This is a genomic window from Bacillus sp. FSL R9-9410 (assembly GCF_038050385.1).
Lineage (GTDB): Bacteria > Bacillota > Bacilli > Bacillales > Bacillaceae_G > Bacillus_A > Bacillus_A cereus_U.
This window is the reverse complement of the sequence record NZ_JBBOTV010000001.1, coordinates 3,318,526-3,343,939: the sequence shown is the minus strand read 5'-3', so window position 1 is coordinate 3,343,939 and position 25,414 is coordinate 3,318,526. Positions and strand designations below refer to the sequence as shown.

The following is a 25,414-nucleotide window of genomic DNA, read 5'->3' as shown; positions in this document are numbered from 1 at the left end:
GGGATGTTTAAAATGGCAGGAAGATTAGATGAAGATTTAAAAGATGTAACATTATTAGGAAATCAAAATACAAAATATTTATTTGAATATAGCCCGGGAATTTTAGAGGTATTTGATAATAACCATCCAAACCGTGATTACTTTGTAAAATTCAATTGTCCTGAATTTACAAGTTTATGTCCGAAAACAGGACAACCAGATTTTGCAACAATTTATATTAGCTACATTCCAGAACAAAGAATGGTAGAGAGTAAATCTTTAAAGCTATATTTATTTAGCTTCCGAAATCATGGTGACTTCCACGAAGATTGCATGAACGTTATTATGAATGATTTAATTAAATTAATGGATCCACGCTATATTGAGGTATGGGGGAAATTCACACCACGTGGTGGTATTTCAATCGATCCTTACTGTAACTACGGCCGCCCAGGAACTAAGTATGAGAAAATGGCAGACCACCGTATGATGAATCACGATTTATATCCAGAAAAGATCGATAATCGTTAATATAGAAAGAAAGGATCTGTATGATATACAGATCCTTTCTTTCTATTATATTATGCATGTTGATTAATGACAGTATAGTTTTTATGGCTTACAACTGTAAGAGGTTCCATATCTAGTTCTCTAAAATTCTCCATAATTGTTATATCAACAATAACGGAGTTTTGATTTACCTTTTGAACACGGCCTTGCATTCCACCTTTAAATTCAATGATATCTCCAGTTTCTGCGATTTGCATAAGCAACTCTCCTTGTTCCAGTTTTCCCAAAAAAAGAATAATTTGGGCTTTTTTATTTCCTCTTATTTTGAACTATATTTACTACTTTGTAAATGTTTCCAAAGTAAAAATTCGAAAAATATTCACTTTTTGTAAGGAAATATGTAAAAAATATTGTTTAGGAGAGGAATGATGAAAGTGCATACATCTTTATATAGGAGTATAATGAAAGATACAATAACCTACTAAAGTGGGAGAAATTAGGGGCGGGAAAATGATGTTTGAAATTGTGGGGAGCTTTATAGCGATTTTATTATTTTTATTTTCATATATACAGTTAAAGAAAGTGCGTCACCATGAAACAACTACATATTTTGATGGACTGGATGGTGTGCACACTTCGATAACACATGATAGTGGTGGGGATATATAACTTTCTTTTTATGCATGGTATGATGGCAATAAGAAATAGTACGTAATATAGTTCGTAAGTGATGAATGGGGAGTGGAAAGAATGCGAATTTCTTTTATTCGTCATGGTCGTTTGGACGGTACTATAGAGCCAATGACAATTATTTCATTTCGTGAATGGATGAAGCAATATGATTTAGGGACTACAGTAAAAGAAACTCCTATACCAATTGAAACAATTGAGGCAATTGAATCAGCGAAACTGGCTGTAACGAGTGATCAAAGGCGTGCTGTACAGTCAGCGGCTGAGTTATTGGATTCCCTATCTTTTGTGCAAAATCCTCTTTTTAGGGAAGCTGAAATTCCAACGAGTTTTTATGCTCCAAAATGGTTGAAATGTAAACCGAATGTATGGATGTTTATTGGACGTACACGATGGATAGTTGGTTATAGTAAAGAGGTTGAGTCTTATAAGGAAGTACGAGAAAGAGCAAGGAAAGCTGCTAATATGTTGCACCGCTATGCGCTCGTACATGGACGTATTGCCCTTGTAGGTCATAGTTATTTTAATGCGATGATTGGGACTGAACTGAGGGCAATGGGATGGTCTGGTTCGCCTATTTTCCATAGGAAGCCATGGGGATGTACAACGTATACATTTCATGAGGCGATGGATGGAAATGTATTAAATACAAAATTAATTTAAAAGAGGCTGTCCATTTGGCAGCCTCTTTCTCTACATAACAAGTAAAAAAGAATTGTCCTTTTAAGATATAGAAACCAATGACCGTAATGGTTTTATGAGATGGGCATACGGTTCACCAACGAGCATAACGGTTTTATCTTCTTTGTAACCAAGTTTTTCATATAGTGAAAAAGCGCGTTTGTTTTCTAAATTAACAAGTAAGGCGATTTTTTCATGCCCTTTTTCAGTTGCATAAAGTTCAGCTGTATCGATTAATTTAGAGCCAATGCCACGTCCACTGTACATATTTGAAACTGACAACGTGTCAATATAATACTCATCAAGTTCAGCTTCTTTTTCTAACGTAATGGATTCGTCTTCATGTAGTTCTCTTAAGTAGTGTACGATTGGTGCATCAAGTTGTTCAGTGTCACTACCGTGATAAACGACAATAACCCCAACTATCTTTCCATCTTGTTCAGCCACTAAACAGTTTTCATAGCTCAATCGATTATTTTCTTTTGCGAACCATGTTTCAAGTCCTAGTATTACTTTTGCTTCAATTGTGCTACCAGTGATTTTTTCAGCAATTTCGTGCAGAGCGTCATATAGTAAAGGTGCTACTCCTACCGCATCTGTCTTTTTTGCTTTCCGAATCATAGTATCCCTCCTAGTTCTATGTGTATATTGTAGCATAAAATAAAATAACAAACAGTGGCTTGGAACTTTGTTATACAGAGTGTCAAAAAGTTTGATATAGAGAAGTAGCTATGTTAGTATATGATATTTAGTGCGAATATAATAAAGTGATATAGATATAAAAATAATGAAAGTGAATTACATAATAATAAAGGGATAATTTTACCGTTGTCGACCTATAGAAGATGCGATAAAATAAACTATTGCAGAGAGGTGAAATACATGGATGAACAATTAGCAAATACAATTTTGGATCAGCTGAAAAATGGTGAAATAAAGGAGTATGTTGCGACGAAAGATGTATTTTATACGTTCAGAGAAGTTGTTGTAAATCGAGAAGATTTTAAACATATTATCGGGAACGCACAGCGCGGTGGACAGGTAATTTATACATATTCAGAAACACCACGTTCATAAATAGAGAAGATAAAGGAGAGGAGAATTATGGGGGATTTTAAACAAGGCATATTGCCACATTGGGATTACATGTGGAAAGATAGAGCTGGGAATAAGTTTATGGGAATGGTTATGTATCCAGAGAAACGAAAATGTTCAGCAAAAATGCTTCAGAAAATAAAAAGAGCATATGAGCAAGCAATAGAAATTAAAGTAACTGTACAAGTTCAACATACATATCAGTACGTAGAAGGAATAATTGTATACTTTGATGAAGAAGCTCCTGTATGCACAATGCTTGATAAAGATGAGAATCCACATCATATATTTGTAAAAGATATTTTGCGTATTGAGCACCCTGAATAATTTTTTTCATAAATAAATTGAAGTTCCATAATAATAATCTTTTTCTATAATAGTTATCTTTTAGTATGTAACGAGGAACGAAAGAGTATGTATAAATATTTAATAAAGTAAAATTGATAAATGTAATCGTTTTTTGGAACAGATTATCGTTTAAGGTCTGTTCTTTTTTGCGTGATGCTGGAGAAATATATTACTCCAGCATTTACTGTTTTATGACAAAAAATATTGCTAACTTTTTTAAAAATAAGGTTAAATTCGTTGACAAGTTTTTTGAAAAGCACTTTATTGACATGAGTTTTAGAATGTTGTTTCATAGTCTTTGTATTGAAAAAAATCGACGGTCATGTCGAAAAGTAAAAGTTAAAAAAAGAAAGAATTTATACATATATCTTGTGTCTTATTTTGAAACGTAATACAATATATAGAGAAATCAAGAAACGACATACAGAGAATATAGATTGGAGAGGGAGGGTCGGAAATGTTAGTTGCATATGATTCTATGACAGGAAACGTGAAGCGTTTCATCCACAAATTAAATATGCCGGCCGTTCAAATTGAAGAAGCTCTAGTATTAGATGAAGACTTTATTCTTATTACGTATACAACAGGTTTTGGAAATGTACCGGAACGTGTTTTAGACTTTTTAGAACGCAATAATGAAAAATTAAAAGGCGTATCTGCAAGTGGCAATCGTAATTGGGGAGACATGTTTGGTGCAAGTGCTGACAAAATTTCTACTAAATATGAAGTGCCTATTGTATCAAAATTTGAGTTATCTGGAACAAATAATGATGTAGAATATTTTAAAGAAAGGGTGCGGGAGATTGCGACACATTGAACTGAATAATGAAATCACGCAAATGCAGGACGGTTTTTATCAGCTTCATAAAGATAAAGAGGCATTAGAAGTCTTTATGGAAGAAGCTAGAGAGAATACCGTTCATTTTAATAGCGTGGCAGAGCGAATGGAGTATATGAAAGAACATGATTACTATTACAACGTTCTGGACGAGTATAGCTTGGAGGAAGTAGAAGGAGTTTATAACATCGCTTATGGTGAAAACTTCGAGTTCCAATCTTATATGGCAGCATCTAAGTTCTATAAAGATTATGCGTTAAAAACGAATGATCAAAAACAATACTTAGAAAGCTATGAAGATCGTGTAGCAATTGTTTCATTATACTTAGGACGCGGTGATGTTGCGAAGGCAAAACACTTCGCAAGCATGATTGTAAAACAAAACTACCAACCAGCGACACCAACCTTTTTAAATGCGGGAAGAAGCAGAAGAGGAGAAATGGTGTCTTGTTTCTTGTTAGAGATGGATGATAGCTTAAATTCAATCGGCTTTAACATTAATACTGCAATGCAATTATCGAAAATCGGTGGGGGAGTAGCTTTAAACTTATCTAAGCTACGCGCACGTGGCGAGCAAATTAAAGGTATTGATAACGCCGCAAGTGGTGTAGTACCTGTTATGAAATTACTTGAAGATTCGTTTTCATATGCGAATCAGTTGGGTTAACTTTATGGCTCAACTATAAAACCGGGTCAATTGCTGGAACGCCTGAGTATATCGAGGTAGGATACTACGAAGAAATTACGTAGCGACCCCTGAAAATCCAAGATTGCAGGAAATCAGCAGCCGAGCTCCTAAATCTATTAGATAAGGAGAAGGTTCAACGACCAAGTGGCTATATAGGAGACTATGTAGCTCGAACCTGGCTTCTCAAACCAACCAAATTCAAAGGTGTTTAAGTAAATACGATATAAATACATTAAATTTACACCACATTATTCCGTTTCGTTTCTTTGAAAGTATTGAGCAAGCAAACTTTATGATGAATTTATTACCCCTCTGTAACTCATGCCATATTTATGTGCATCGAACATATGATACATGGTTAGATAAAAAATTTGGTGAGAAGAAGATATGGTCTGGACTCTATAGCGATATAGAGAGGGTAGCAGAAATGACTATCCCCCATACGTTTTAACGATATGGAGTAACAATATGCAACGAAAAGGTGCAGGTGCAGTATATTTAAACATTTTCCATTGGGATATTATTGAATTCCTTGATACAAAAAAAATCAATGCCGATGAGAAGAGCCGTATTCAGTCTCTATCAATCGGAATTATCATTCCAAGTAAGTTCTTTGAGCTTGCTGAGAAAAACGAACCTTTCCATGTTTTCGCGCCTTATACAGTATTTAAAGAGTACGGAAAACATTTAGATGATATAGATATCGACGAAATGTACGATGAATTAATGAGCAATCCGAAAGTGAAGAAGAAGCCACTAGATATTAGTGCGCGTGATATGCTTATTAAAATTGCTATGATTCAGCTTGAGTCTGGTTACCCATACTTAATGTTTAAATCAAATGCAAATAACCAACATCCACTGAAGGATATTGGAACTGTGAAGATGTCGAACTTATGTACAGAAATCTTCCAGCTTCAAGAAACTTCTGAAATAAATGATTACGGTACAGAAGACATTATCCGTCGTGATATTAACTGTAACTTAGGATCGTTAAATATCGTAAACGTAATGGAAAATAAAGAAATTCGTGAAGCAGTTCATGCGGGAATGGAAGCTTTAACAGCTGTTTCTGATATGACGATCATTCCGAATGCCCCAACTGTGAAAAAAGCAAATGATGAGCTTCATTCAGTTGGACTTGGAGCAATGAACTTACATGGATATTTAGCAAAAAATAAAATCGCTTATGAAAGTGCTGAAGCGAAAGAATTCGCTCGTACATTCTTTATGATGTTAAATTACTACTCGATTGAGAAAAGTATGGAGATCGCTAAAGAAAAAGGGGAAACATTTAAAGACTTCGATAAGTCTGATTATGCAAACGGCACATACTTTGAAAAGTATGAAACGACAGATTACAGCCCAGTAACTGAAACAGTTCAGCAATTATTTGAAGGAATTCATATTCCAACAAAAGAAGATTGGACAAGTTTAAAAGAGCAAGTACAGAAGAATGGTTTATACAACTCATATCGTCTTGCAATCGCTCCGACACAATCGATCAGTTACGTTCAAAATGCAACTTCAAGCGTAATGCCAATCGTAAGTCAAATTGAATCAAGAACGTATGCGAATGCGACAACATATTATCCAATGCCGTATTTATCAAAAGATACGTTCTGGTACTATAAATCTTCTTACGATATGAATCAGTTTAAATTAATTGATTTAATCGCAGAAGTTCAAGAACATATTGACCAAGGAATTAGTACCATTCTTTATGTTAATAGTGATATTTCAACACGTGAGTTAGCACGTTACTACATTTATGCACATAAAAAAGGCTTGAAGAGTCTTTATTATACGAGAACACGTAAATTAAGCGTGGAAGAGTGCGTGGCTTGTACCGTTTAATATAAAAAGTGAGACATTATGAGCAGGGTTTTTCTGAACCCTGCTCATGCTTAGTTATCAATTTTTTATGTTTATTTAGAGAAGGGGCGATTTAATGCGTGCGGTAAACTGGAACAAAAAAGAAGATGATTTTAGTTTAATGTTTTGGAAGCAAAACATCGCTCAGTTTTGGACAGAAGAAGAAATCGCAGTGTCTTCTGACAAAAATACTTGGGCACAATTATCAAAAGAAGAGCAAATTGCTTATAAGCGTGTATTAGGTGGTTTAACACTTTTAGATACGAAACAAGGCGGCGAAGGGATGCCTCTTGTACTTGTTCATCTTGAAAATTTACAAGCGAAAAGTGTATTAGCTTTCATGGGCGCTATGGAAGAAGTACATGCGAAGAGTTACAGCCATATTTTCACAACGTTAGCTACTGAAGAAGAAATTGATGATATTTTTGAATGGGTAGATAACCATCCATTACTTGAGAAAAAAGCTGGTATTGTTACTAGTTACTATCGTCGTTTATTAAAGCCTGAAGTAACGAAAAAAGAGTTATACATGGCAATGGTAGCAAGTGTGTTCTTAGAAAGTTACTTATTCTATAGTGGGTTCTTCTATCCACTTTACTTAGCAGGTCAAGGCAAATTGACGGCAAGTGGTGAGATTATTAACTTAATAATTCGTGACGAGTCAATTCACGGCGTATTCGTTGGTATTTTAGCACAACAAATCTTCGCGGAACTTTCTGCAGAAGAGCAACAAGAAGTACAAATGGAAACGCAAGAGTTATTAATGAAACTGTATGAAATTGAATTGGCATATACAGAAGAAATTTACACTTCTATCGGTCTTGTAGAGGATGTAAATCGTTTCGTTCGTTACAATGCGAATAAAGGACTTATGAACTTAGGGCTTGAGCCGAAGTTTGAAGAAGAAGAAATTAATCCAATCGTTTTAAATGGTTTACGTACAGATACGAAAAACCATGACTTCTTCTCTGTAAAAGGAAATGGTTACGTAAAAGCAACGAATGTTGAAAAGTTAGCAGACGATGACTTCGTATTCAATTTTTAATATAGTGTTATAGAAAAGCTGTCTTTATAGAAAAGACAGCTTTTTTGCTATGAATAGTTTACATAATGTTATTATTTCATGGAAATATTTTAATCTTGTAAAAGCCCAATTTTTGAGGAAGTGGGAATAAAAAAACAAGGATTAAAGTTTTATTTTTCATATTTAGTCGTATGAGAGATTGAATAACTTATGCCAAAATGAATAAAAAATGAGAAGAAATGAGACCAAACTCCACCTATACGTTCTTTTTACTATTGAATTTTTAAATGCTAGAAATTTTGGCTTAAAAATTGCATGAATATTTAAAAAGTAAAGAAAAGGGAGGTAATATTCGGTGTGATATATAGTTATTTGAAAACGCTTCCTTTTAACTGTCGATTTTTAAATGGAAATTAGATAGAGAAAGTAGGAGGAATGATAGGTGGGAAAAGTAGTTGGTTTAAAACGTTCATTAGGTCTTTGGTCAATTGTTATGCTAGGGGTCGGGTATATGACACCGATGGTTGGGTTTGATACATTTGGAATCGTTTCTGAAAAAACGGGTGGTCATGTTCCAGGAGCTTATCTTATTGCATTAGCGGGGATGTTGTTTACCGCTGCAAGCTACGGCAAAATGGTAAAGGTTTTTCCTACCGCAGGATCTGCTTATACGTATACACAGAAGACAATTAGTGCAAGGCTTGGGTTTCTTGTTGGATGGTCCGCGTTATTGGATTATTTGTTTCTACCAATGGTGAACGCACTATTAACGAGAATTTATATGTCAGCATTTTTCCCAAGTGTTCCTAGTTGGGTATGGGTCATTGGCTTTGTTCTCCTGATTACATTAATAAACATGATTAGCGTAAATGCTACTGCTAATTTCAATACTTTCTTAGTAATATTTCAAGTGTTAGTAATGGCCGTGTTTGTTTTTCTAGTTATAAAAGGCTTATTATCGGGAGAGGGAACAGGAGAAATCTTTTCCATTCAGCCGTTTTTTCAATCAGATATACAAATATCACCGTTAGTTGCAGGTGCGACAATTCTTTGTTTCTCGTTTTTAGGTTTTGATGCAGTAACTACATTTTCAGAAGAGACACCAAACGCGGAGAAAACAATTCCTCGAGCTATTTTTCTTACTGCTTTAATCGGTGGAGTTTTATTCATTACCACTACGTATTTTACACAATCTATGTTTCCAGATACATCTGTATTTAAAAATCAAGAATCAGCATCTCCAGAAATTGCACTATATGTTGGCGGGAAATTATTTCAAGCTTTCTTTTTAGTAGGAACCCTTATGGGGACACTTGCGTCCGGTTTAGCTTCTCATACAAGTGTATCTCGATTATTATACGTAATGGGGCGAGATAATGTAATTCCGAAGAAAATATTCGGATACATTCATCCTCGCTGGCGAACTCCTGTATATAATATTATTTTTGTAGGAATTATTTCGCTCTTCGCTATATTCATTGATTTAGAAACAGCAGCATCTCTTATTAACTTTGGAGCGCTTATTGCATTTACATTTGTTAATTTGTCTGTAATTTCTTACTATATAATCAAGAAAAAAAGATATAAAACGATAAAAGATTTCTTAAATTACTTAGTTATGCCTATTTTGGGTGCTGCTACTGTAGCGGTACTATGGTTTAACCTCAATATCCATTCACTTATTTTGGGACTTTGCTGGGCTGCTATTGGAATTGGGTACCTTCTATATATTACGAAGATGTTTCGTTCAGCTCCTCCGCAAATGCATTTTGAAGAAGTACAGGAAATATAAAAAAGCAAAAGACATCGGGAATGGATCCGATGTCTTTTGCTTTGAAGATTGGGCAATCATGCAGTATTGCATAATTCATTCAACGATTCATAAGGAAGAGGGGCAAGTCTAGGGAGGATGGCTGATAAATGATGGTCAATATGGTATTTTCATTTGGCACAATTATTGCTTTGTACAATTAGTAAAAATATAAAAGCGGGGTGTTTTCAGTCACAAAGGTTAGAAGAACAATATTAATAGAATAAAAGAAAGGGATGATTGATTGTGTATTATGATATTATTACGAGCCCATGTTATGGAATAATTGAAAAAGTGTCTATTAATAAGGATTCGCGAATTTATGAATGGGAGCCATTATTCTCTATTAAAGATATGAATGGTAAGCTGGAAGTAATTAAGATGGGATGTAGTGGAGAAGTTCAATCTTTAGAAGTAGAGGCAGGAGATAAAGTAATTCCAGGCATGGTATTAGCTTATATTCAAGAAGATCTTTTCGTTAATGGTAGTGATTAATAATAGAAAAATGAGGAAGATGGAGGCGTTCATCTTCCTTTTTTTATTAAGTAAAGAAAAAAACGTTTTATTTTCAGATTAATTAAAAAAATCTGTATTTAATGATACAATACAAATTATATAGTTCAAAGGAGGAATAGCAGCATGTTTTCCATTGCTCATAAAAAAATTAGACCTATTGTTTCTCTATCTATCGATCAATCTGAAAAGGAATGGAATATAGATGTTGAAAATATAAAAGAATCTTTTCTATTTTTAAAAAGAGGGGAGAAATTATTTGCATACGTTCATGTGAAGGATCTGCTATCAAATAGTAAGGGATTAACTGCTAAGGTATTGCTTTCAAATGCTGTTTCACTAGATACAATATGTCATCTTAGTAAAGATATTTCTTTAACAGCTCTTTTTCAAATTATTGGAGAGCCGATTGCGATAGTAAAAAATGAAATAGATGAGCTAACAGGATATATAAGAAGAGAGGATGTTTTTGCAGAACTATTTAAACAAGAAAATCAGAGTGTTGATATATTGAAAATTATTTTAACGTCTATTCCAATGGGGATTTTTGTAGTAGATCGTGAAAAGAAAATTGTAAATTGCAATGAGTCTGGTTTGAAGATGATTAAATCGACTTCTGAAAAAGTTATGAATGTACCAGCAAAACTGATTTTTAACGAAGAGCACATTAATAACGTATTTACAACGGGAAAAACGATCTTGAATCAATTACAAATCACAAATGAGATGGGTGTATTAGTTGACTATAGTCCGATTCCAAACTTTGATCAAAGTATTGAAGGAATGGTTATTATTGTGCAAGATTTGCCGATGGTCGAGGACATGGCGATGGAAATTGAATATATAAAGGATTTAAATAAAGATTTACATGCAATCTTGTCTAGCATTTATGATGAAATATTAGTTGTTAATCATAAAGGGGAATTAATTCGTTATAGTGAAACTGTTATCAATGATTTTTGGGGGAGTAATTTGAAAGACCTTTTAGGAAAAAATCTTTTAGACTTAGAAAAGAAAGGATTATTTAGTCCATCTGTTACGCGATTAGTGTTGGAAAAACAAAAAAAGGTATCAGTTGTACAAGAAACAAAAAGCGGAAGAAAAATATTAGCAGTTGGAAACCCTGTATTTAATGAAAACGGGGAGCTTCATCGTATTATTATTGCCTCAAGGGATATTACCGAAGCGACGAGATTGAAGACGGAATTACATGAAATAAAGAAGATATCAGAGCGATATAAGAAGGAGTTAGATGACTTTAAAAATAAAGATCGTTTTCTTAAGAAGCTTATTTACTGTAGTCCAAAAATGGAGCAAATTATTAACCAAGCTAAAAAAATAGCAGATTTTTCTTCTAATGTTCTTATTTCTGGAGAATCTGGCGTCGGAAAAGAAGTAATTGCTCAGGCAATTCATCAACTTGGAAACCGATCTTCAAAGCCATTTTTAAAATTAAATTGTGGTGCAATTCCAGAAACTTTGTTAGAAAGTGAACTATTTGGTTATACGAAAGGTGCTTTTACAGGAGCCGATAAAAATGGAAAAGAAGGATATTTTAAGCGGGCTGATCAAGGTATTTTATTTTTAGATGAAATTGGAGAAATGCCTTTACATTTGCAAGTGAAATTGCTTAGAGTCCTACAGGAACAAGAAGTAATTCCTATTGGAAGTACAATACCTACGAAAATAAATGTACAAATTATTGCTGCTACAAATAAGAGTCTTGAAAAGATGGTGGAATCTGGAACATTCCGTGAAGATTTGTTTTATCGGCTAAATGTAATTCCGTTGCGAGTTCCTCCCCTACGAGAGCGAATGGAAGATGTTCCGGTACTTGCCTTTCATTTCTTGCAACAGTTAAATGAAAAATATAATAAAAATTATCATTTAACTCCAGATGCGCTTAGCTTACTAGAGTTTTATTCATGGCCAGGAAATGTACGTGAATTACAAAATATGATTGAACGTTTAGTAGTATCAGCAGACGATCCAGTAATTGAAGCGGAGTTTGTTAGTAAGTTTTTAACACCTGGTTATGACTTTAAAAAATCAAAGCCAGTTATTACAAGAGTATTACCATTACAAGAAGCACTACATTCTGTAGAAGAACAATTGATTTTACTTGCAATGAAGCAATATAAAACAACGACTAAGGCTGCAAAAGCTCTTGGAATCAGCCAATCTTCAGTGAGTCGTAAATATCAAAAAATTGTTAGTGAAAAAGGGATAGCAGCTGATATCATCTCTTATTCCTAAAAAAGGAGAAGGTCACATAGACTTCTCCTTTTTGTGTGCGCCCAGCATGTACATATTCTCTAGGGTTCAAGTCCGGGGTCATGAAGGCGGTAGCGGAAATGATTAACGTTCTGTTTTATCCCGCATTAACGGGCAGTAAAACTCCCACCTCAAAATTCAGGTGGAGCAAAGAAGTTAGGTGGGAGATCAACTGCCCGTAAACGCCCGATTGGTGAGGGCTAATAATCAGTGGGGGATGAACAAAACCCCCACTGATTAAAGTTTCACTTTATGCAAAATGGAATAGTGTATGCGAAAATGCATAAATCGTTTGTTGTTTTTAAGAAAATAGTCAGTTTATCCCGCTATTTGCGGGCAGTAAAACTCCCACCTCAAAATTCAAGTGGAGCAAAGAAGTTAGGTGGGAGCCCTGCTGCCTGTAAAGCCCCACTGATTATAGTTTCACTTTATGTATGATTCCTTTGAATTTTAAATATTGGCATGAAATTTGCTTATAAATATATATACGATCGATAAAGGAGGATTCAATATAGTGCTAGATTTAAAAATGTATGTAAACGGTGAATGGAGAGAGTCTAGTAATCAAGAGAAAAGAACGATTATTAACCCTGCGAATGGCAAGGGTATAGCATATGCACCTGAGGGAACGATTGAGGATGCAAAATACGCGATAGAAGTGGCAAGAGCGGCTTTTGATAGCGGAATTTGGTCAGAGACATCCACTGCTCAAAGGGCATCATATTTATTTAAAATAGCAGATGAAATTGATAAAAATATGGAAGAATTAGTATACCTTGAAACAATGGATAATGGAAAAACGTACCGTGAGGCAGAAGGAGATATTGGAGATGCAGCGGCTTGTTTTCGCTATTATGCCGGATTGATTACAAAGCCAGATGGTCAAACATATCATGTAGCCGATCCGATGCAAGCAATGGTTGTAAGAGAGCCAGTTGGTGTTTGTGGACTAATTGTTCCATGGAATTATCCGCTATTGATGAGTGTATGGAAAATTGCACCTGCTTTAGCAGCTGGAAATACAATTGTGTTTAAACCTTCTGAAGTGACACCAATCACTGCAACAAAGCTATTCGAAATCCTTGAAAAAGTAGGGCTACCAAAAGGTGTTGCCAATATGGTAATGGGGGCCGGTCCAATAGTAGGAAATGAAATTGCAGCGAGTAATAAAGTGGACATGATTTCCTTTACAGGTGGAACAAAAACAGGTAAGCACATTATGAGAACAGCGGCAGATAATATGAAAAAGATTTCGTTAGAACTTGGAGGGAAATCTCCAAATATTATTTTTGCAGATGCAGATTTTGAGACCGCTATTGATTATGCTCTATTCGGTATTTATGCAGGTAGCGGACAAGTATGTTCAGCTGGATCAAGAATCCTTGTAGAAGAAAAGATTTATGATAAATTTGTTAATAGTTTTGTAGAGCGAGCACAGCAAATTAACGTTGGACCTGGTGATAATCCAGAATCGGAAATGGGGCCACTTGTAAGTCAAGAACATATGGAAAAAGTATTACGTTATATTGAAATTGGGAAAGACGAAGGTGCAAACGTTGCTTGCGGAGGTAGACGAATAATGGAGGATGGAAAAGGTGAGGGTTTCTTTATTGAACCAACAGTCTTTGTCAATGTAAAACCTGATATGCGCATTGTCCAGGAAGAAATCTTCGGTCCTGTTGTAGTAATTCAAAAGTTTAAAGACGAACAGGAAGCAATTGAGTTGGCAAACGGTACAGACTATGGCTTGGCTGGAGGTGTATTTACGGTTGATGGTGCAAAAGCAATGCGTGTGATTCGTAAACTTCGCGCAGGAATTACGTGGATTAATAGCTATCATCCAACATATAATGAGGCACCTTGGGGCGGATATAAGCAAAGTGGTATAGGTCGTAGTCTAGGAACGTTTGGTTTAGAAGAATTTCAAGAAATTAAGCAGATTAATATAAATCTAGAAGTAGAACCTATTGGTTGGTTTGCAAATAAAAAAAATGTAGGAGTGAAATAGATGGGAACGAACGTAGAAAATAAATTGAATGAGCAAGATGTAAAAGGTTCAAATGTAAATGAGTATATTACGAAAGTACTACAGTTAATTGAAAAAGAAAAGGTTACTGAAGAAGAGGCAAACTGGATTCAAAAAGAAACAGTAGACGGATTTAGAGAGCATGTAAACCCTGGTTTTCTTGCTTATAGAAAAACAGTAACAAAAGATGGACAATTTGCAGCAGTAGAATGGTCAGATGAAGGATCTTGCTTCATGGATATTAATGGTAAAAAATATATTGACTGTTTAGGTGGATTTGGAATTTATAATGTTGGTCACCGTAATCCGAAAGTGGTAAAAGCTGTGACAGATCAATTAAAACGTCAAGCATTGCACAGCCAGGATTTACTGGATCCACTTCGAGCAATGCTTGCAAAGATTTTAGCGGACATTACACCTGGTGATTTGAAATATTCCTTCTTTACAAATAGTGGAACAGAAAGCGTAGAGGCAGCATTAAAACTAGCAAAAATGTATAGTGAACGAACAACTTTCATTGCTACAACTCGTGCCTTCCATGGTAAGAGTCTTGGTTCCTTATCAGGAACGGCAAAAGGAATGTTCCGTAAGCCATTCTTACCATTGATTCCGGGTTTTCGTCACGTTCCATTTGGCGACATTGAGATGATGAGAAAAACATTTGAGACATGTGCATTAGTAGGAGAAGATGTTGCAGCAGTTATTTTAGAACCAATTCAAGGAGAGGGCGGTATTATTTTACCTCCAGAAAATTATTTGAAACAAGTACGAGAGCTTTGTGATGAGTTTGGATCACTCCTTATTTTTGATGAAGTACAAACTGGAATGGGACGTACAGGAAAAATGTTTGCTGCAGAATTATATGATGTTGTGCCGGATATTATTTGTCTTGCGAAGGCGTTTGGTGGAGGGGTAATGCCAGCGGGAGCTATTGTTGCGAAAGAAACAGTATTCAAAAGTTGGTTTGAAAATCCATTTATGCATACAACAACATTTGGAGGAAATCCTCTTGCATGTGCTGCTGCAATTGCAACAATCCATGTATTATTGGAAGAGAAATTACCGGAACGAGCTATGGAAGTTGGGGAGTATTTCTTAAATGGATTGAAACAAGCAGCAGAAGGGCACGAAGATAAAATCTTTGAAATTCGTGGACAAGGTTTAATGATTGGGATTGAATTCCATAAAGACGAGATTGGTTATGAAGTGTCAAAGGCGATGTTTGATCAAGGAATTCTTGTTGCGGGAACATTAATTAACTCAAAAACAATTCGTATTGAACCATCCCTTACAATTAGTTATGAAGAAGTAGATACAGTTATTAATACGTTTAAATCTGTGCTAACTCAAGTAAAAGTAAAATAAATTTCGTATAAGGTTATATGTGAATTCAAACGATTGAAACTATAATTAGAATAGATTTACTTATATTTTATTACAGGAAGGCAGTGTAACGAAAAGTTATACTGTCTTTTTATTACATTTTTTTGTAAGTATTTACATATAATATGTTTTAGTGTACTATTTAACTAACACACTAAGACAGGAGGGGAGAAATGAAAATCGAGTTTTCTCCAAATACACCAATTTATATTCAGGTAATGGAATGCATAAAGAAAGAAATTGTAACGGATCATTTATTGCCTGGCGATAAAATTCCCTCCGTACGTGAATTAGCGAGTGAATTACAAGTAAATCCAAATACGATTCAGCGAACATTTCAAGAACTAGAACGGGATGGAGTTGTTGTAACACGTAGAGGAATGGGGCGATATGTAACGAATGAAGGGGAGAAAATTATGGAGCTACGAAAAGATATGGCGAAAGAATTACTTCATTCTTTTATAGATGGAATGGACAATTTAGGTTTTTCCGAAGAAGAAATTCTTTCCATTCTTCGTTCTTCATTAAATAAGAAAAGGGAGAAGAACGAATGACAGAGCTATTAAAAATAGAAAATCTATGGAAGCGATACGGATTGAAAGCAGTAATCCGGGAATTAAGCATAGAGATTACAGAAGGAAAAATCGTTGGGCTTGTTGGAGATAACGGGAGCGGGAAAACGACATTATTGAAAATGATTGCAGGGCTGCAGCATCCTTCAGAAGGTAGCATAGCAATTAACGGTAAAAGAATAGGGTTAGAGACGAAAGAAATCGTTTCTTTTATGTCTGATAAGCCGATATTTGATGATTGGATGACTGTAAAAGATGCATTATTTTTCTATCGAGATTTTTATAAAGAGTTTGATATTCAAAAAGCGGTAGATACGATTGCAGAATTTAAAATACCGTTAGAAGAAAAAATTACAGCATTATCAAAAGGTATGGTTGAAAAGCTGCAAATTATTTTAACGTTTTCTCGAAAAGCGAAGTTATACGTACTGGATGAACCACTTGGCGGGATTGATCTTGTTTCTAGAGAACATGTACTTGAGCTAATCCTTAAATTTTATCGTGAAGATTGTACGCTGCTTATATCGACTCATTTAATAAGAGAAATCGAAAATATATTTGATGAAGTAATCTTTTTGAAAGATGGAGAAATAATATTGCATGAAAATGTGGAAGAACTACGATTTCAAAAGGGTAAAGCAGTACATGAGCTGTTTAAGGAGGCCTATGGGAAATGAGTCAGCTTTTTCGGTATCTGTATAATTGTAATAAGAGAAAGATAGCCATTATTTACTTCGGATTTATTACAGTTTCATTAATTCTTTTATTTAATATGAAAGGAGTTTCAGGAGTTAGAATTTCAGGTAGGCAAGATATAATCATTATTATATTTTTTATCGTACTAAGTATAAATGGATTTGCAATTCTTCTAACAGGTATATCGTCTTTTCGAAAAATGTTAAAAAACTCTATGCTACGTTATACTTCTATTTCAGCACAAAAGTATATATGTGCAAATGTTTTATTTTGTGTACTACTCTTTATGATTTTGCTAGGAATAGGAATCATTTTTCTATACTATTTTTCTTTAAATATTTACAATGGAAAAACAGATTTAGGTGTTCAGCAAGCAATCCACAGTTTATATGATTATGGAATATTACATCATATGTTATCTATTTTCTTATGGGGACTAGATTTTATTAATATGCTAGTTTCTATTTATTTAATTATAGTAATTGTAAAACTATTCAATGTGAAATCATCGATGAACAAGATTGTTTGCGTAGTTTTATTCGTCGTTTTTATCGCATTTAATGGGGGAATAACGTATATTTTTCAGCAAATAGAAAAGTACGTGTTTGCTATAAATAATATTGGATTTATAGATCAAGATGGTTTTTTAAATACATCATTCTATTCTGGTACAGAGATTACAGTTTTAAATCTATGTTTTAATTGTTTATTAACAATTATATTACTAGTAGTTACAGGTCGTATCATCGATAAAAAACTAGAAGTCTAAAGGAGGAGTCAGCATTGGGAAACGTAGTAGTGAAATTAGAAAATGTTCGAAAAAAGATTGGTAAGACAGAAATTATTCGTGGCTTATCATTTGAGGTTCAAGAAGGAGAAGTATACGGGTTCTTGGGACCGAACGGTAGTGGTAAGACGATGACAATTCGTATGATGACAGGTCTTATTTCGATGACAGAAGGTGATATTACAATTTGTGGCCATAGTATTCGCACAGAGCGTGAAAAGGCGCTAGAGCAAATTGGAGCGATTGTAGAAAATCCCGAGCTATATGATTATATGACAGGAATGCAAAACTTAAAGCAGTTTGCAAACATGGCAATTACCCCAATTAGTAAAGAGCGTATCGCTGAAATTATAAAGCTTGTTGATTTAGAGCATGCGATTCATAAAAAGGTGAAAACATATTCACTTGGAATGAAACAACGCCTAGGAATTACACAAGCGTTACTTCATCAACCCAAAATATTAATTTTAGATGAACCGACAAATGGATTAGATCCAGCTGGTATTCGCCAAATTCGTGACTATTTACAACGATTAGCGAAGGAAGAAAATATTGCAGTCATTGTATCAAGTCATTTATTAAGTGAAATTGAATTAATGTGTGACCGCGTCGTTATTATAAAGCAAGGTGAGTTTGTGCAAGAGTATAACTTACATGAACAAGCGAAGCATGATGAAACGGTAGTTGTAGCGTTTGAAGTAGATCAAGTTCAGAAAGCAAATGAAATCATTAAAGGTAAGGAACAAGGGAATGTAATTGTGACACCTATAATGAAAGAAGAGATTCCGCAAATTGTAAAAGAGCTAGTAAATGCTGATGTACTCGTATACGGTGTTACTGTTCAGAATAAAACGTTAGAGGATGAATTCTTAGCGATTACAGGGGGAGTGAAAGCGTAATGTTTAAATTAATTCAAAATGAATTTTTGAAGTTACATGCGAAAAAAGGTATGTACATTTTAATAGGTGTAATTGCAGCATTGGAGATTTTGGGAGTTTTAGCGATGCTGAAATGGGGAGGAGGACATGAGTTTAAAGGATCATATTTAGACTTTGTAAGTTCAGAGATTGGTTTAATTACCTTATTTGCAACAATTTTTGGAATTACGATTGCTTCTCGTACAATTACTGATGAGTTTCAAAAAGGTACAATTAAGCAGTTATTAATCCGTCCAAGAAAACGAATTACAGTTTTGTTCTCTAAATATATTACAGTGTTACTTACTATATTATTTATCATATTTGCTAGCACGTTAATCGCAATGATTATTGGCGGAATTGTAATGGATGGTGGTAAAACAGAATTAACGTTAGGAATCGTAATGAAGTCTATTTTATATCAAGTACTTTCACCGTTCTTCTTTGCAACGCTTGCATTTTTCTTAGCAAACGTATTTAGAAATTCTGTATTACCATTAATTATTACGATGTTCCTATTTTTCTTACAAGGACCAATTAATATGGTACTAATGATGTTTGCAAAAGGTGTAGCGAAATTTGTGGTGTTTTTCCATTTAAATTTAAGTGTGTACGACAGCAATAAATTAGTAAGTGGCGGAGTAGAACCACCATTTACAGAATTTACGTTTACAACTTCATTGTTACTTGTAGTTGCATACTTTGCTGTATTACTTGTAGCATCAAGTGTATTATTCCAAAAACGTGACGTATTATAAGAGAAAAAATCCCCGTTAACACGGGGATTTTTATTAATTAGCTCTTTTTTTAATCGTTTCACGTTCTCAGCATTCTGTATTTTTAAGCTTCTTTTTGGTTTATAAAATGCAGCGAACACATATTTATTTAAGGATATAACTGTCACTAAGTTGAAGAATAGACCAGCTAAATCCTATACTACTTGAATTGTAGTAACTGAACTTAAAAATACCATGTCAATTATAGCAATACGTTTATCAATGAAGTCGTTTTAATAGATATGTTGTTTGAAAGAATCTGAGAAAAATAGGAAGATTTTCAACTATATTCATATTATAATTTAGTTATTCGGCCATTTGTGGGAGAAGGGCTACCCATAAAACACTGAATAAATGTCCACTTTACATCATCTCTGGAGGTGTTCAATATGCAATATGCATTTTCACGTATAAGGCTACGTAGTTTTTTTGGATGGATGATTATAGGGATGTTCCTGACGATGATTCCATTAAGTTTATCAAATGCTTCTGACAATACGATAGAGTTCCTGTCACAAATATCAATCTTTTTCGCATTTCCACTATTGTGGCTATATTTAAAAACAAGTAAAAATAATGTTGTTTTTAAAAGTTTTTTTGATAAGCCCGGACGTTTACATTGGGGGTTAATTGTATTAGCAACGATAATGGGAATGATTTTTTCAGTCGGTATATCTCAAATTCAATTTTATATTTTAGCACATACTGTACCTAATTTCTTAGTTACCATGTTAGAAGATGGAAATGTAATTAATACGAGTAACATATACATGACAATATTTACTTTCATTTCAGCATGTGTATTAGCCCCAATAATGGAAGAGGTTATTTTTAGAGGGTTTTTCTTACAACGAATGGCTTACAAATGGGGGATTAAACGTGCAGTTATTATATCCTCTCTTATTTTTGGACTAGGCCATTTTGATGTTATCGGTGCTTTCATGTTCGGTGTTATTATGTGCCTTCTATACATAAAGACAAAAAATATATGGACGAATATTGCTGTGCATGCTCTAAATAATTTGATTGCAACGAGTATGCAATTTGTAGGTGGAGATGGAAGTGACGCAATCTCGATTACTGAATTACAAGCACAAAGTAATTTATGGATCGGCATTGGTCTTGCGGTTGTCGGGTTACTTTGGTTAATCCCTTACATTTGGAAACAATGGCGTACAGTAAAAGAAGTTGGTGTGCCACCGATTCGTTTCATAAATGAAGAAAGAGTAGTGAATACGTCAGAAGAAAATGAAATATATAGCCAAGTGATAGTAACAGATAGATTGATGGCTGTAGAACTAACTGATGAAGCTGTAAATAAGCTTCGGTTAGAAGAAAATGATTATGTAACAGTTTCTGTAGAAGAAGATAAGATTATTATAAAAAAGGCGGATTATAGGCCGTGAAAAAGTAGCTCTCCAGTATGAAAAGGAGAGCTACTTTTTAATTTGTAATAATTTCTACACGGAAGTTATTTCCGTTTTTCACGTATTTAATATCTGTAACGATCCGAACGGTTTTTAGAAGTTCAACTTTTTCACCAATTCGAGGGATGGTCGGAACATTGTCCCAAATACCAAGCAAGTCATCTAATTGTGCCGTTTTTTCATAAAACCAGATTTTCAATGTAAAGCCCCTTTCTCGAACTTTTTGTATTTTAATACATGATATATCATTTTTATTCTCAATGTAAGAGATTTTTACTCTTTTTTGTGAATAAAGATGAATTAATATTCTGGGAAGATATGTTCAATATCCGGAGTAAGAGCTACTTCTGATAATACGATATGAGAAACTGTCGTTGCATATGAAGAAACATCATTGATAAATTCTTCAAGTTCAACGAGTGAAGGAACAGAGATTTTTACAATGTAGCATAAGCTTCCTGTTACTCGGTAACAAAAACTTGCAGATGGATAAGACTGAATAAACTGTTGCATACGTGTTGTATCACCATTTTTTAAAGTGATTTCTAAAATACAATCTAAAACAAGTCCTGCTTTTTTATAATTGATACCGATTGTGTATTTTTGAATAATTTCTTCACTTTCAAGTTTACGAACACGTTCTGTAGTAGACGGAGCGGATAAGTTTACTCGTTTTGCCAATTCGCGCATCGAAAGGCGACTATCATTATATAATTCATTTAAAATTTTTCGATCAACACGGTCTAATTGCATTTGTAAAGATACCTCCAGTAAAATGATAATTTTTGTAAAGGAAAATTATAAATTAAGATTCATATGAAATGTAAAGTGAGCTTTATTTATTTTACAATAAAAAAGAAGGAAATAGGAGGGGAAATGATGGAGAGAATTACATTATCAAATATAGGAGATACAAAGTTTCAAAAATTATTAGGGCATAATCCGGATATATTAAATTCGTGGAGTACGTTAGAGAATACACTGTATAGTACAGGGACCCTTTCCGCAGAGTTAAAGGAGCAAGTAAGAAGAACATTAGCGTTTGGGAATGAATGTCCGTACTGTATGGCAAAGGGAAAGCCGGATGATATACAAAAAATAGAAGAAATTAGCGTAGCCGTTACTTTTGCACATGCATTTGTTCATAACCAAAAGGCGATAGATGATAATATGTTTCATGTATTAAAACAATATTGGACTGAAAAAGAAATTGTAGAGCTTTGTGCCTATATTTGTTTTATTACTGCGTCACAGCAACTTGGTTTTCTGTTTCAATTACAGCCCAATTAACTAGGAGGATAATATGCTTAATCACGCAGCACTTATAATCATTGATGTACAGGAAGCATTTAACTTACCGTACTGGGGCACAAGGAATAACCTTTTTGCGGAAGAAAATATGAAAATTTTGTTAGAAGAATGGAGAAAAAGAGAATTACTAGTTATTCATATTCAGCATGTGAATAAAGAAAATGTGGAGTCAATGTTTCATCTAGATGCAGAAACAGTACGTTTTAAAAAAGAAGTGAGGCCATTACCAGGTGAGATTATTATTCAAAAGGTTGTTAACAGTGCGTTCATTGGGACAAATTTAGAAGAGATATTACGAGTAAAAGATTATACTTCTTTAGTAGTTGTAGGATTAACGACAAATCATTGTGTAGAGACGACAACACGGATGTCAGGTAATTTAGGATTTACAACGTATGTAGTGAGTGACGCGACGGCTACTTTTAACCGCATCGGTCCAGATGGCACAGAGTATAACGCAGAGGATATTCACAATATGACACTTGTAAACTTGCATGATGAATTTGCTGCTATTGTGACGACGAAAGAAATATTAAAAACTATTTCGATAAAATAATTGCAGAATTATGTAGAAAAAAATAAGAATATTTCGTATAATCTAAGTATAATCATTTTGAAAATAGGGGTGTCATCATATGGAGCAAATTCCAGTAAAGAAAATAGAAGAAGTACTCGTTGTAGCAGGAGATGATAAACAAAAGCAAAAGGAATTTTATGAATTGCTCTTAACAACGGAGTTTTATGTTGCTGGTTCATTAGAAGCAGAGGACGGGGCAACAGAAGGCACACTTCGTTTACGTCATTTCCAAGGAGAGGGTAGATGGATTGTTCCATTCTTTACACAATTGGAATTTGTAAAAGCTGTGTTGCCAGAAGGGACACCCCTTATTACGATACGTGGAAAAGAATTATTGGGTAGCATCGAGAAAGATGCGACAGCTGTATTAAATGTTGGAACAGATATGAGTAAAACATTTATTCCAGAAGAAATTGCAGAGATAGCATCAGGACGAATCTTTAATTATTATAAGTAAAAGGAAAAGCTTAGCAGCTTTTCCTTTTTAATTTGAACATGGAGTGGCTATGCCAGAAGAAATAGAAACAGTTTTGTTAGTTGTATTTATTGTTGCTGTAGCTCCGAGGGGAATACCGATATTTGGACTTATATGTCCAATCGGTAAACCGAATAACACAGGTATATTATATGGCGTGAAATATTCATATAATATTGTTTGCAATGATTGAGATGGCTTAGAAGGGTTGCAGTCGTGACAACTTGTAAAAATAACGCCACTGCATTCATTAAACTGTCCAGATAAAAGTAGTTGATTTAACATCCGGTCAATGCGGTACGGTTCTTCACCAATATCTTCAAGCAATAAAAGTTTATTTGAAGTATTTATCTCATAGGGCGAGCCAATTATACTTGTTAACACAGTTAAATTCCCTCCAACTAATGTGCCTGTAACTGTACATAGAGAGGTAGGTACGATACATTCTGATGCATATAAGATAGATGAATACGGATGGAATAGTTGATTGAAAGAAGATAAAGAGAGAGAATCGATACCTTTTCCTAATTCTTCAATCATTGGACCATGAAAAGTTACAAGCTCTGCATAACGTGAAAAGGCAGTATGTAAAGCCGTAATATCGCTATATCCCCAAAAAATCTTTGGATTCCGTTGAATAATTTCATATTGAATGTAAGGGAGTAGACGAGCGCTGCCGTAACCACCTCGTGCACAAAAGACTGCTTTGACCTCAGTATTTGTAAATGCTTCATGTATATCATCAAGACGAACTTGATCACTTCCAGCTAAATATCCATACTTTTCATAAACACTCTTCCCAATTATTACGAATAAACCCATCTCTTGTAATACGTTCACACCTTTTAATACATTCTCAAGTGTTGGTGGGCCAGACGGTGCAATAATCATTACTGTATCACCTTTTTGTAACGCATTTGGATAAATCATTGTTCTCAGCCTCCTTCTCTTTCAATATATTCGCTTGAGCGAAAGTTCAATCCTTGTAAAAGAAGGGGAAAGCATGTCATATAAAGAAGGTATAGGGAAAGTAGGAGGGAAAATGATGTTTACAAGCCGAGTAATAGATATATTACAAATTAAGTATCCGATCATTCAAGCAGGTATGGCAGGAGCGATTACAACGCCAGAACTTGTTGCAGCTGTGAGTAATAGCGGAGGATTAGGTACGCTTGGAGCAGGGTATATGAGCCCAGAACAAATCGGTGAAGCGATTTATAAAATAAGGGAACTAACAAATAAGCCTTTCGGTGTTAATTTACTTTTAACGAAAGAGATACAGATAGAAGAAGAGAAGGTAAACGAGGCGAAAGTATTACTTAGTGGAGTGAATAGAGAATTAGGTATAGAGGAAGAAAAGACTTTAAAACTTCCAAAAAGCTATAAAGAACAATTACAAGTATTATTAGAGGAAAAGGTACCAGTCGTTAGTTTTGTATTTCAAACGTTAGAAAAAGAAGAAATAGATGATTTGAAAAAGGAAGGGATAAAAGTTATCGGAACAGCTACCCATGTAGCGGAAGCGAAAGCACTTGCTAAGTTAGGGGTAGATATTATCGTCGGGCAAGGTAGCGAGGCAGGAGGGCATAGAGGAACGTTTATTGGGAAAGAACAAGATGCGATGATTGGTACATTTGCATTAATCCCGCAATTAGTAGCGGAAGTACCTCATATCCCGATTGTTGCAGCAGGTGGTGTAATGAATGGGCAAGGGCTTGTTGCGGCATTTGCGTTAGGGGCAGAAGCTGTTCAAATGGGATCAGCCTTTTTAACGAGTGAAGAAAGTATTACGCATGACGTGTATAAAGATGCAATTTTACATAGTACAGATACGAGTACAACGGTAACCCGTGCGTTTTCCGGGAAATATGCACGGGGTATTCGTAATGAATTTATAGAGAAACATGAAGGAAGAGAAGAGAATTTACCGATGTATCCAGTGCAAAACGTATTAACTTCAAAAATACGTCAAGAAGCAGCGAAGCAAAATAAGGAAGAGTATATGTCGCTTTGGGCGGGACAAGCATCATCATTAGCACGAACGGAATCAGCTCAGCATGTAGTGAAACGTGTCATGAAAGAAGCAGAGAACGTAATTGAACAATTACAAGATGTATATAGAAAAAGACCACTTGAATAATT

Annotated in this window: 28 protein-coding genes and 2 pseudogenes; 25 read left to right on the top strand and 5 right to left on the bottom strand. The window is 34.6% G+C overall.

Features of this window, described 5'->3' with window-relative positions:
* Positions 1-12 precede the first annotated feature (12 nt).
* Positions 13-510: a preQ(1) synthase gene (queF, locus tag MKX77_RS17420; RefSeq protein ID WP_341307327.1), complete on the top strand. Its 498-nt coding sequence runs from the start codon at positions 13-15 to the stop codon at positions 508-510.
* A 50-nt stretch (positions 511-560) separates the two neighbouring features.
* Here the strand turns inward: queF and MKX77_RS17415 are convergent, their stop codons facing one another.
* A complete protein-coding gene (locus MKX77_RS17415; protein ID WP_002064385.1) occupies positions 561-746 on the bottom strand; it encodes a YkvS family protein in 186 nt (61 codons plus the stop codon).
* A gap of 253 nt (positions 747-999) precedes the next feature.
* On the opposite strand from MKX77_RS17415, the gene MKX77_RS17410 reads away from it, so the two are divergent.
* The gene (locus MKX77_RS17410) at positions 1,000-1,158 is read left to right on the top strand and encodes a hypothetical protein (protein WP_002086806.1); all 159 of its coding nucleotides are present in this window, start codon (positions 1,000-1,002) and stop codon (positions 1,156-1,158) included.
* 81 nt (positions 1,159-1,239) lie between these two features.
* Positions 1,240-1,842 carry a histidine phosphatase family protein gene (locus tag MKX77_RS17405; RefSeq protein ID WP_341307326.1) on the top strand — a complete coding sequence of 201 codons (603 nt, stop codon included), beginning with the start codon at positions 1,240-1,242 and terminating at the stop codon, positions 1,840-1,842.
* A 60-nt stretch (positions 1,843-1,902) separates the two neighbouring features.
* Here MKX77_RS17405 and MKX77_RS17400 read toward each other — a convergent pair whose 3' ends face one another.
* The gene (locus MKX77_RS17400; RefSeq protein WP_341307325.1) at positions 1,903-2,481 is read right to left on the bottom strand and encodes a GNAT family N-acetyltransferase; all 579 of its coding nucleotides are present in this window, start codon (positions 2,479-2,481) and stop codon (positions 1,903-1,905) included.
* Between the two features lie 261 nt (positions 2,482-2,742).
* Here MKX77_RS17400 and MKX77_RS17395 point away from each other — a divergent pair, with 261 nt between their 5' ends.
* The 18 genes and pseudogenes from MKX77_RS17395 to MKX77_RS17310 all read left to right on the top strand — a co-directional run bounded on the left by MKX77_RS17395 (position 2,743) and on the right by MKX77_RS17310 (position 20,888).
* A complete protein-coding gene (locus MKX77_RS17395; RefSeq protein ID WP_113936983.1) occupies positions 2,743-2,937 on the top strand; it encodes an abortive phage infection protein in 195 nt (64 codons plus the stop codon).
* 27 nt (positions 2,938-2,964) lie between these two features.
* Complete coding sequence (locus MKX77_RS17390) at positions 2,965-3,282, top strand: hypothetical protein (RefSeq protein WP_215555673.1); 318 nt, start codon at positions 2,965-2,967, stop codon at positions 3,280-3,282.
* A gap of 478 nt (positions 3,283-3,760) precedes the next feature.
* Entirely contained in the window at positions 3,761-4,120 is a 360-nt protein-coding gene (gene nrdI / locus MKX77_RS17385) for a class Ib ribonucleoside-diphosphate reductase assembly flavoprotein NrdI (RefSeq protein WP_105584136.1), read from the top strand.
* A pseudogene (locus MKX77_RS17380) lies at positions 4,107-4,805 on the top strand (ribonucleotide reductase N-terminal alpha domain-containing protein); the annotation flags it as partial. The gene nrdI and the pseudogene MKX77_RS17380, both read left to right, overlap by 14 nt.
* A 199-nt stretch (positions 4,806-5,004) precedes the next feature.
* On the top strand, positions 5,005-5,280 hold the full coding sequence (locus tag MKX77_RS17375; protein ID WP_341307976.1) for an HNH endonuclease signature motif containing protein: 276 nt from the start codon (positions 5,005-5,007) through the stop codon (positions 5,278-5,280).
* Between the two features lie 20 nt (positions 5,281-5,300).
* A pseudogene (locus MKX77_RS17370) lies at positions 5,301-6,686 on the top strand (ribonucleoside-diphosphate reductase subunit alpha); the annotation flags it as partial.
* Positions 6,687-6,780: 94 nt separating this feature from the next.
* Positions 6,781-7,749 carry a class 1b ribonucleoside-diphosphate reductase subunit beta gene (gene nrdF / locus MKX77_RS17365; protein WP_341307324.1) on the top strand — a complete coding sequence of 323 codons (969 nt, stop codon included), beginning with the start codon at positions 6,781-6,783 and terminating at the stop codon, positions 7,747-7,749.
* A 421-nt stretch (positions 7,750-8,170) separates the two neighbouring features.
* Positions 8,171-9,520, top strand: coding sequence for an APC family permease (locus tag MKX77_RS17360; protein ID WP_341307323.1), 1,350 nt, complete (start codon positions 8,171-8,173; stop codon positions 9,518-9,520).
* A 264-nt stretch (positions 9,521-9,784) separates the two neighbouring features.
* Positions 9,785-10,033 carry a hypothetical protein gene (locus MKX77_RS17355; protein ID WP_078173247.1) on the top strand — a complete coding sequence of 83 codons (249 nt, stop codon included), beginning with the start codon at positions 9,785-9,787 and terminating at the stop codon, positions 10,031-10,033.
* Positions 10,034-10,177: 144 nt separating this feature from the next.
* A complete protein-coding gene (locus MKX77_RS17350; RefSeq protein WP_341307322.1) occupies positions 10,178-12,307 on the top strand; it encodes a sigma 54-interacting transcriptional regulator in 2,130 nt (709 codons plus the stop codon).
* Between the two features lie 532 nt (positions 12,308-12,839).
* Positions 12,840-14,333 (top strand): aldehyde dehydrogenase family protein, encoded by a 1,494-nt coding sequence (locus tag MKX77_RS17345; RefSeq protein WP_341307321.1) that lies wholly within the window; start codon positions 12,840-12,842, stop codon positions 14,331-14,333.
* A complete protein-coding gene (locus MKX77_RS17340) occupies positions 14,334-15,716 on the top strand; it encodes a putrescine aminotransferase (protein WP_215555678.1) in 1,383 nt (460 codons plus the stop codon).
* Positions 15,717-15,907: 191 nt separating this feature from the next.
* The gene (locus tag MKX77_RS17335; protein WP_215555679.1) at positions 15,908-16,288 is read left to right on the top strand and encodes a GntR family transcriptional regulator; all 381 of its coding nucleotides are present in this window, start codon (positions 15,908-15,910) and stop codon (positions 16,286-16,288) included.
* On the top strand, positions 16,285-16,983 hold the full coding sequence (locus MKX77_RS17330) for an ABC transporter ATP-binding protein (RefSeq protein ID WP_341307320.1): 699 nt from the start codon (positions 16,285-16,287) through the stop codon (positions 16,981-16,983). The genes MKX77_RS17335 and MKX77_RS17330 overlap by 4 nt, the downstream gene beginning before the upstream one ends.
* Complete coding sequence (locus MKX77_RS17325; RefSeq protein WP_193645780.1) at positions 16,980-17,771, top strand: ABC transporter permease; 792 nt, start codon at positions 16,980-16,982, stop codon at positions 17,769-17,771. The genes MKX77_RS17330 and MKX77_RS17325 overlap by 4 nt, the downstream gene beginning before the upstream one ends.
* Positions 17,772-17,785: 14 nt before the next feature.
* On the top strand, positions 17,786-18,688 hold the full coding sequence (locus MKX77_RS17320) for an ABC transporter ATP-binding protein (protein WP_341307319.1): 903 nt from the start codon (positions 17,786-17,788) through the stop codon (positions 18,686-18,688).
* The gene (locus MKX77_RS17315) at positions 18,688-19,464 is read left to right on the top strand and encodes an ABC transporter permease (RefSeq protein ID WP_215555681.1); all 777 of its coding nucleotides are present in this window, start codon (positions 18,688-18,690) and stop codon (positions 19,462-19,464) included. The genes MKX77_RS17320 and MKX77_RS17315 overlap by 1 nt, the downstream gene beginning before the upstream one ends.
* 407 nt (positions 19,465-19,871) lie before the next feature.
* Positions 19,872-20,888, top strand: coding sequence for a CPBP family intramembrane glutamic endopeptidase (locus MKX77_RS17310; RefSeq protein WP_341307318.1), 1,017 nt, complete (start codon positions 19,872-19,874; stop codon positions 20,886-20,888).
* Between the two features lie 37 nt (positions 20,889-20,925).
* Here the strand turns inward: MKX77_RS17310 and MKX77_RS17305 are convergent, their stop codons facing one another.
* Both MKX77_RS17305 and MKX77_RS17300 read right to left on the bottom strand, forming a co-directional pair.
* Positions 20,926-21,108 (bottom strand): DUF3913 family protein, encoded by a 183-nt coding sequence (locus MKX77_RS17305; protein ID WP_000707108.1) that lies wholly within the window; start codon positions 21,106-21,108, stop codon positions 20,926-20,928.
* 101 nt (positions 21,109-21,209) lie between these two features.
* On the bottom strand, positions 21,210-21,662 hold the full coding sequence (locus MKX77_RS17300; protein WP_215555683.1) for an Lrp/AsnC family transcriptional regulator: 453 nt from the start codon (positions 21,660-21,662) through the stop codon (positions 21,210-21,212).
* Between the two features lie 123 nt (positions 21,663-21,785).
* Between MKX77_RS17300 and MKX77_RS17295 the strand changes: the two genes are divergently transcribed.
* From MKX77_RS17295 to MKX77_RS17285, 3 genes are all read left to right on the top strand, one after another.
* A complete protein-coding gene (locus MKX77_RS17295) occupies positions 21,786-22,199 on the top strand; it encodes a carboxymuconolactone decarboxylase family protein (RefSeq protein WP_341307317.1) in 414 nt (137 codons plus the stop codon).
* A gap of 13 nt (positions 22,200-22,212) precedes the next feature.
* A complete protein-coding gene (locus MKX77_RS17290; RefSeq protein ID WP_341307316.1) occupies positions 22,213-22,776 on the top strand; it encodes a cysteine hydrolase family protein in 564 nt (187 codons plus the stop codon).
* Positions 22,777-22,855: 79 nt separating this feature from the next.
* Positions 22,856-23,254 carry an SseB family protein gene (locus MKX77_RS17285; RefSeq protein ID WP_341307315.1) on the top strand — a complete coding sequence of 133 codons (399 nt, stop codon included), beginning with the start codon at positions 22,856-22,858 and terminating at the stop codon, positions 23,252-23,254.
* 27 nt (positions 23,255-23,281) lie between these two features.
* On the opposite strand, the gene MKX77_RS17280 is transcribed toward MKX77_RS17285, so the two are convergent.
* Positions 23,282-24,202: a S66 peptidase family protein gene (locus tag MKX77_RS17280; protein WP_341307314.1), complete on the bottom strand. Its 921-nt coding sequence runs from the start codon at positions 24,200-24,202 to the stop codon at positions 23,282-23,284.
* A gap of 73 nt (positions 24,203-24,275) precedes the next feature.
* On the opposite strand from MKX77_RS17280, the gene MKX77_RS17275 reads away from it, so the two are divergent.
* Complete coding sequence (locus tag MKX77_RS17275; RefSeq protein ID WP_215555687.1) at positions 24,276-25,412, top strand: NAD(P)H-dependent flavin oxidoreductase; 1,137 nt, start codon at positions 24,276-24,278, stop codon at positions 25,410-25,412.
* Positions 25,413-25,414 lie beyond the last annotated feature (2 nt).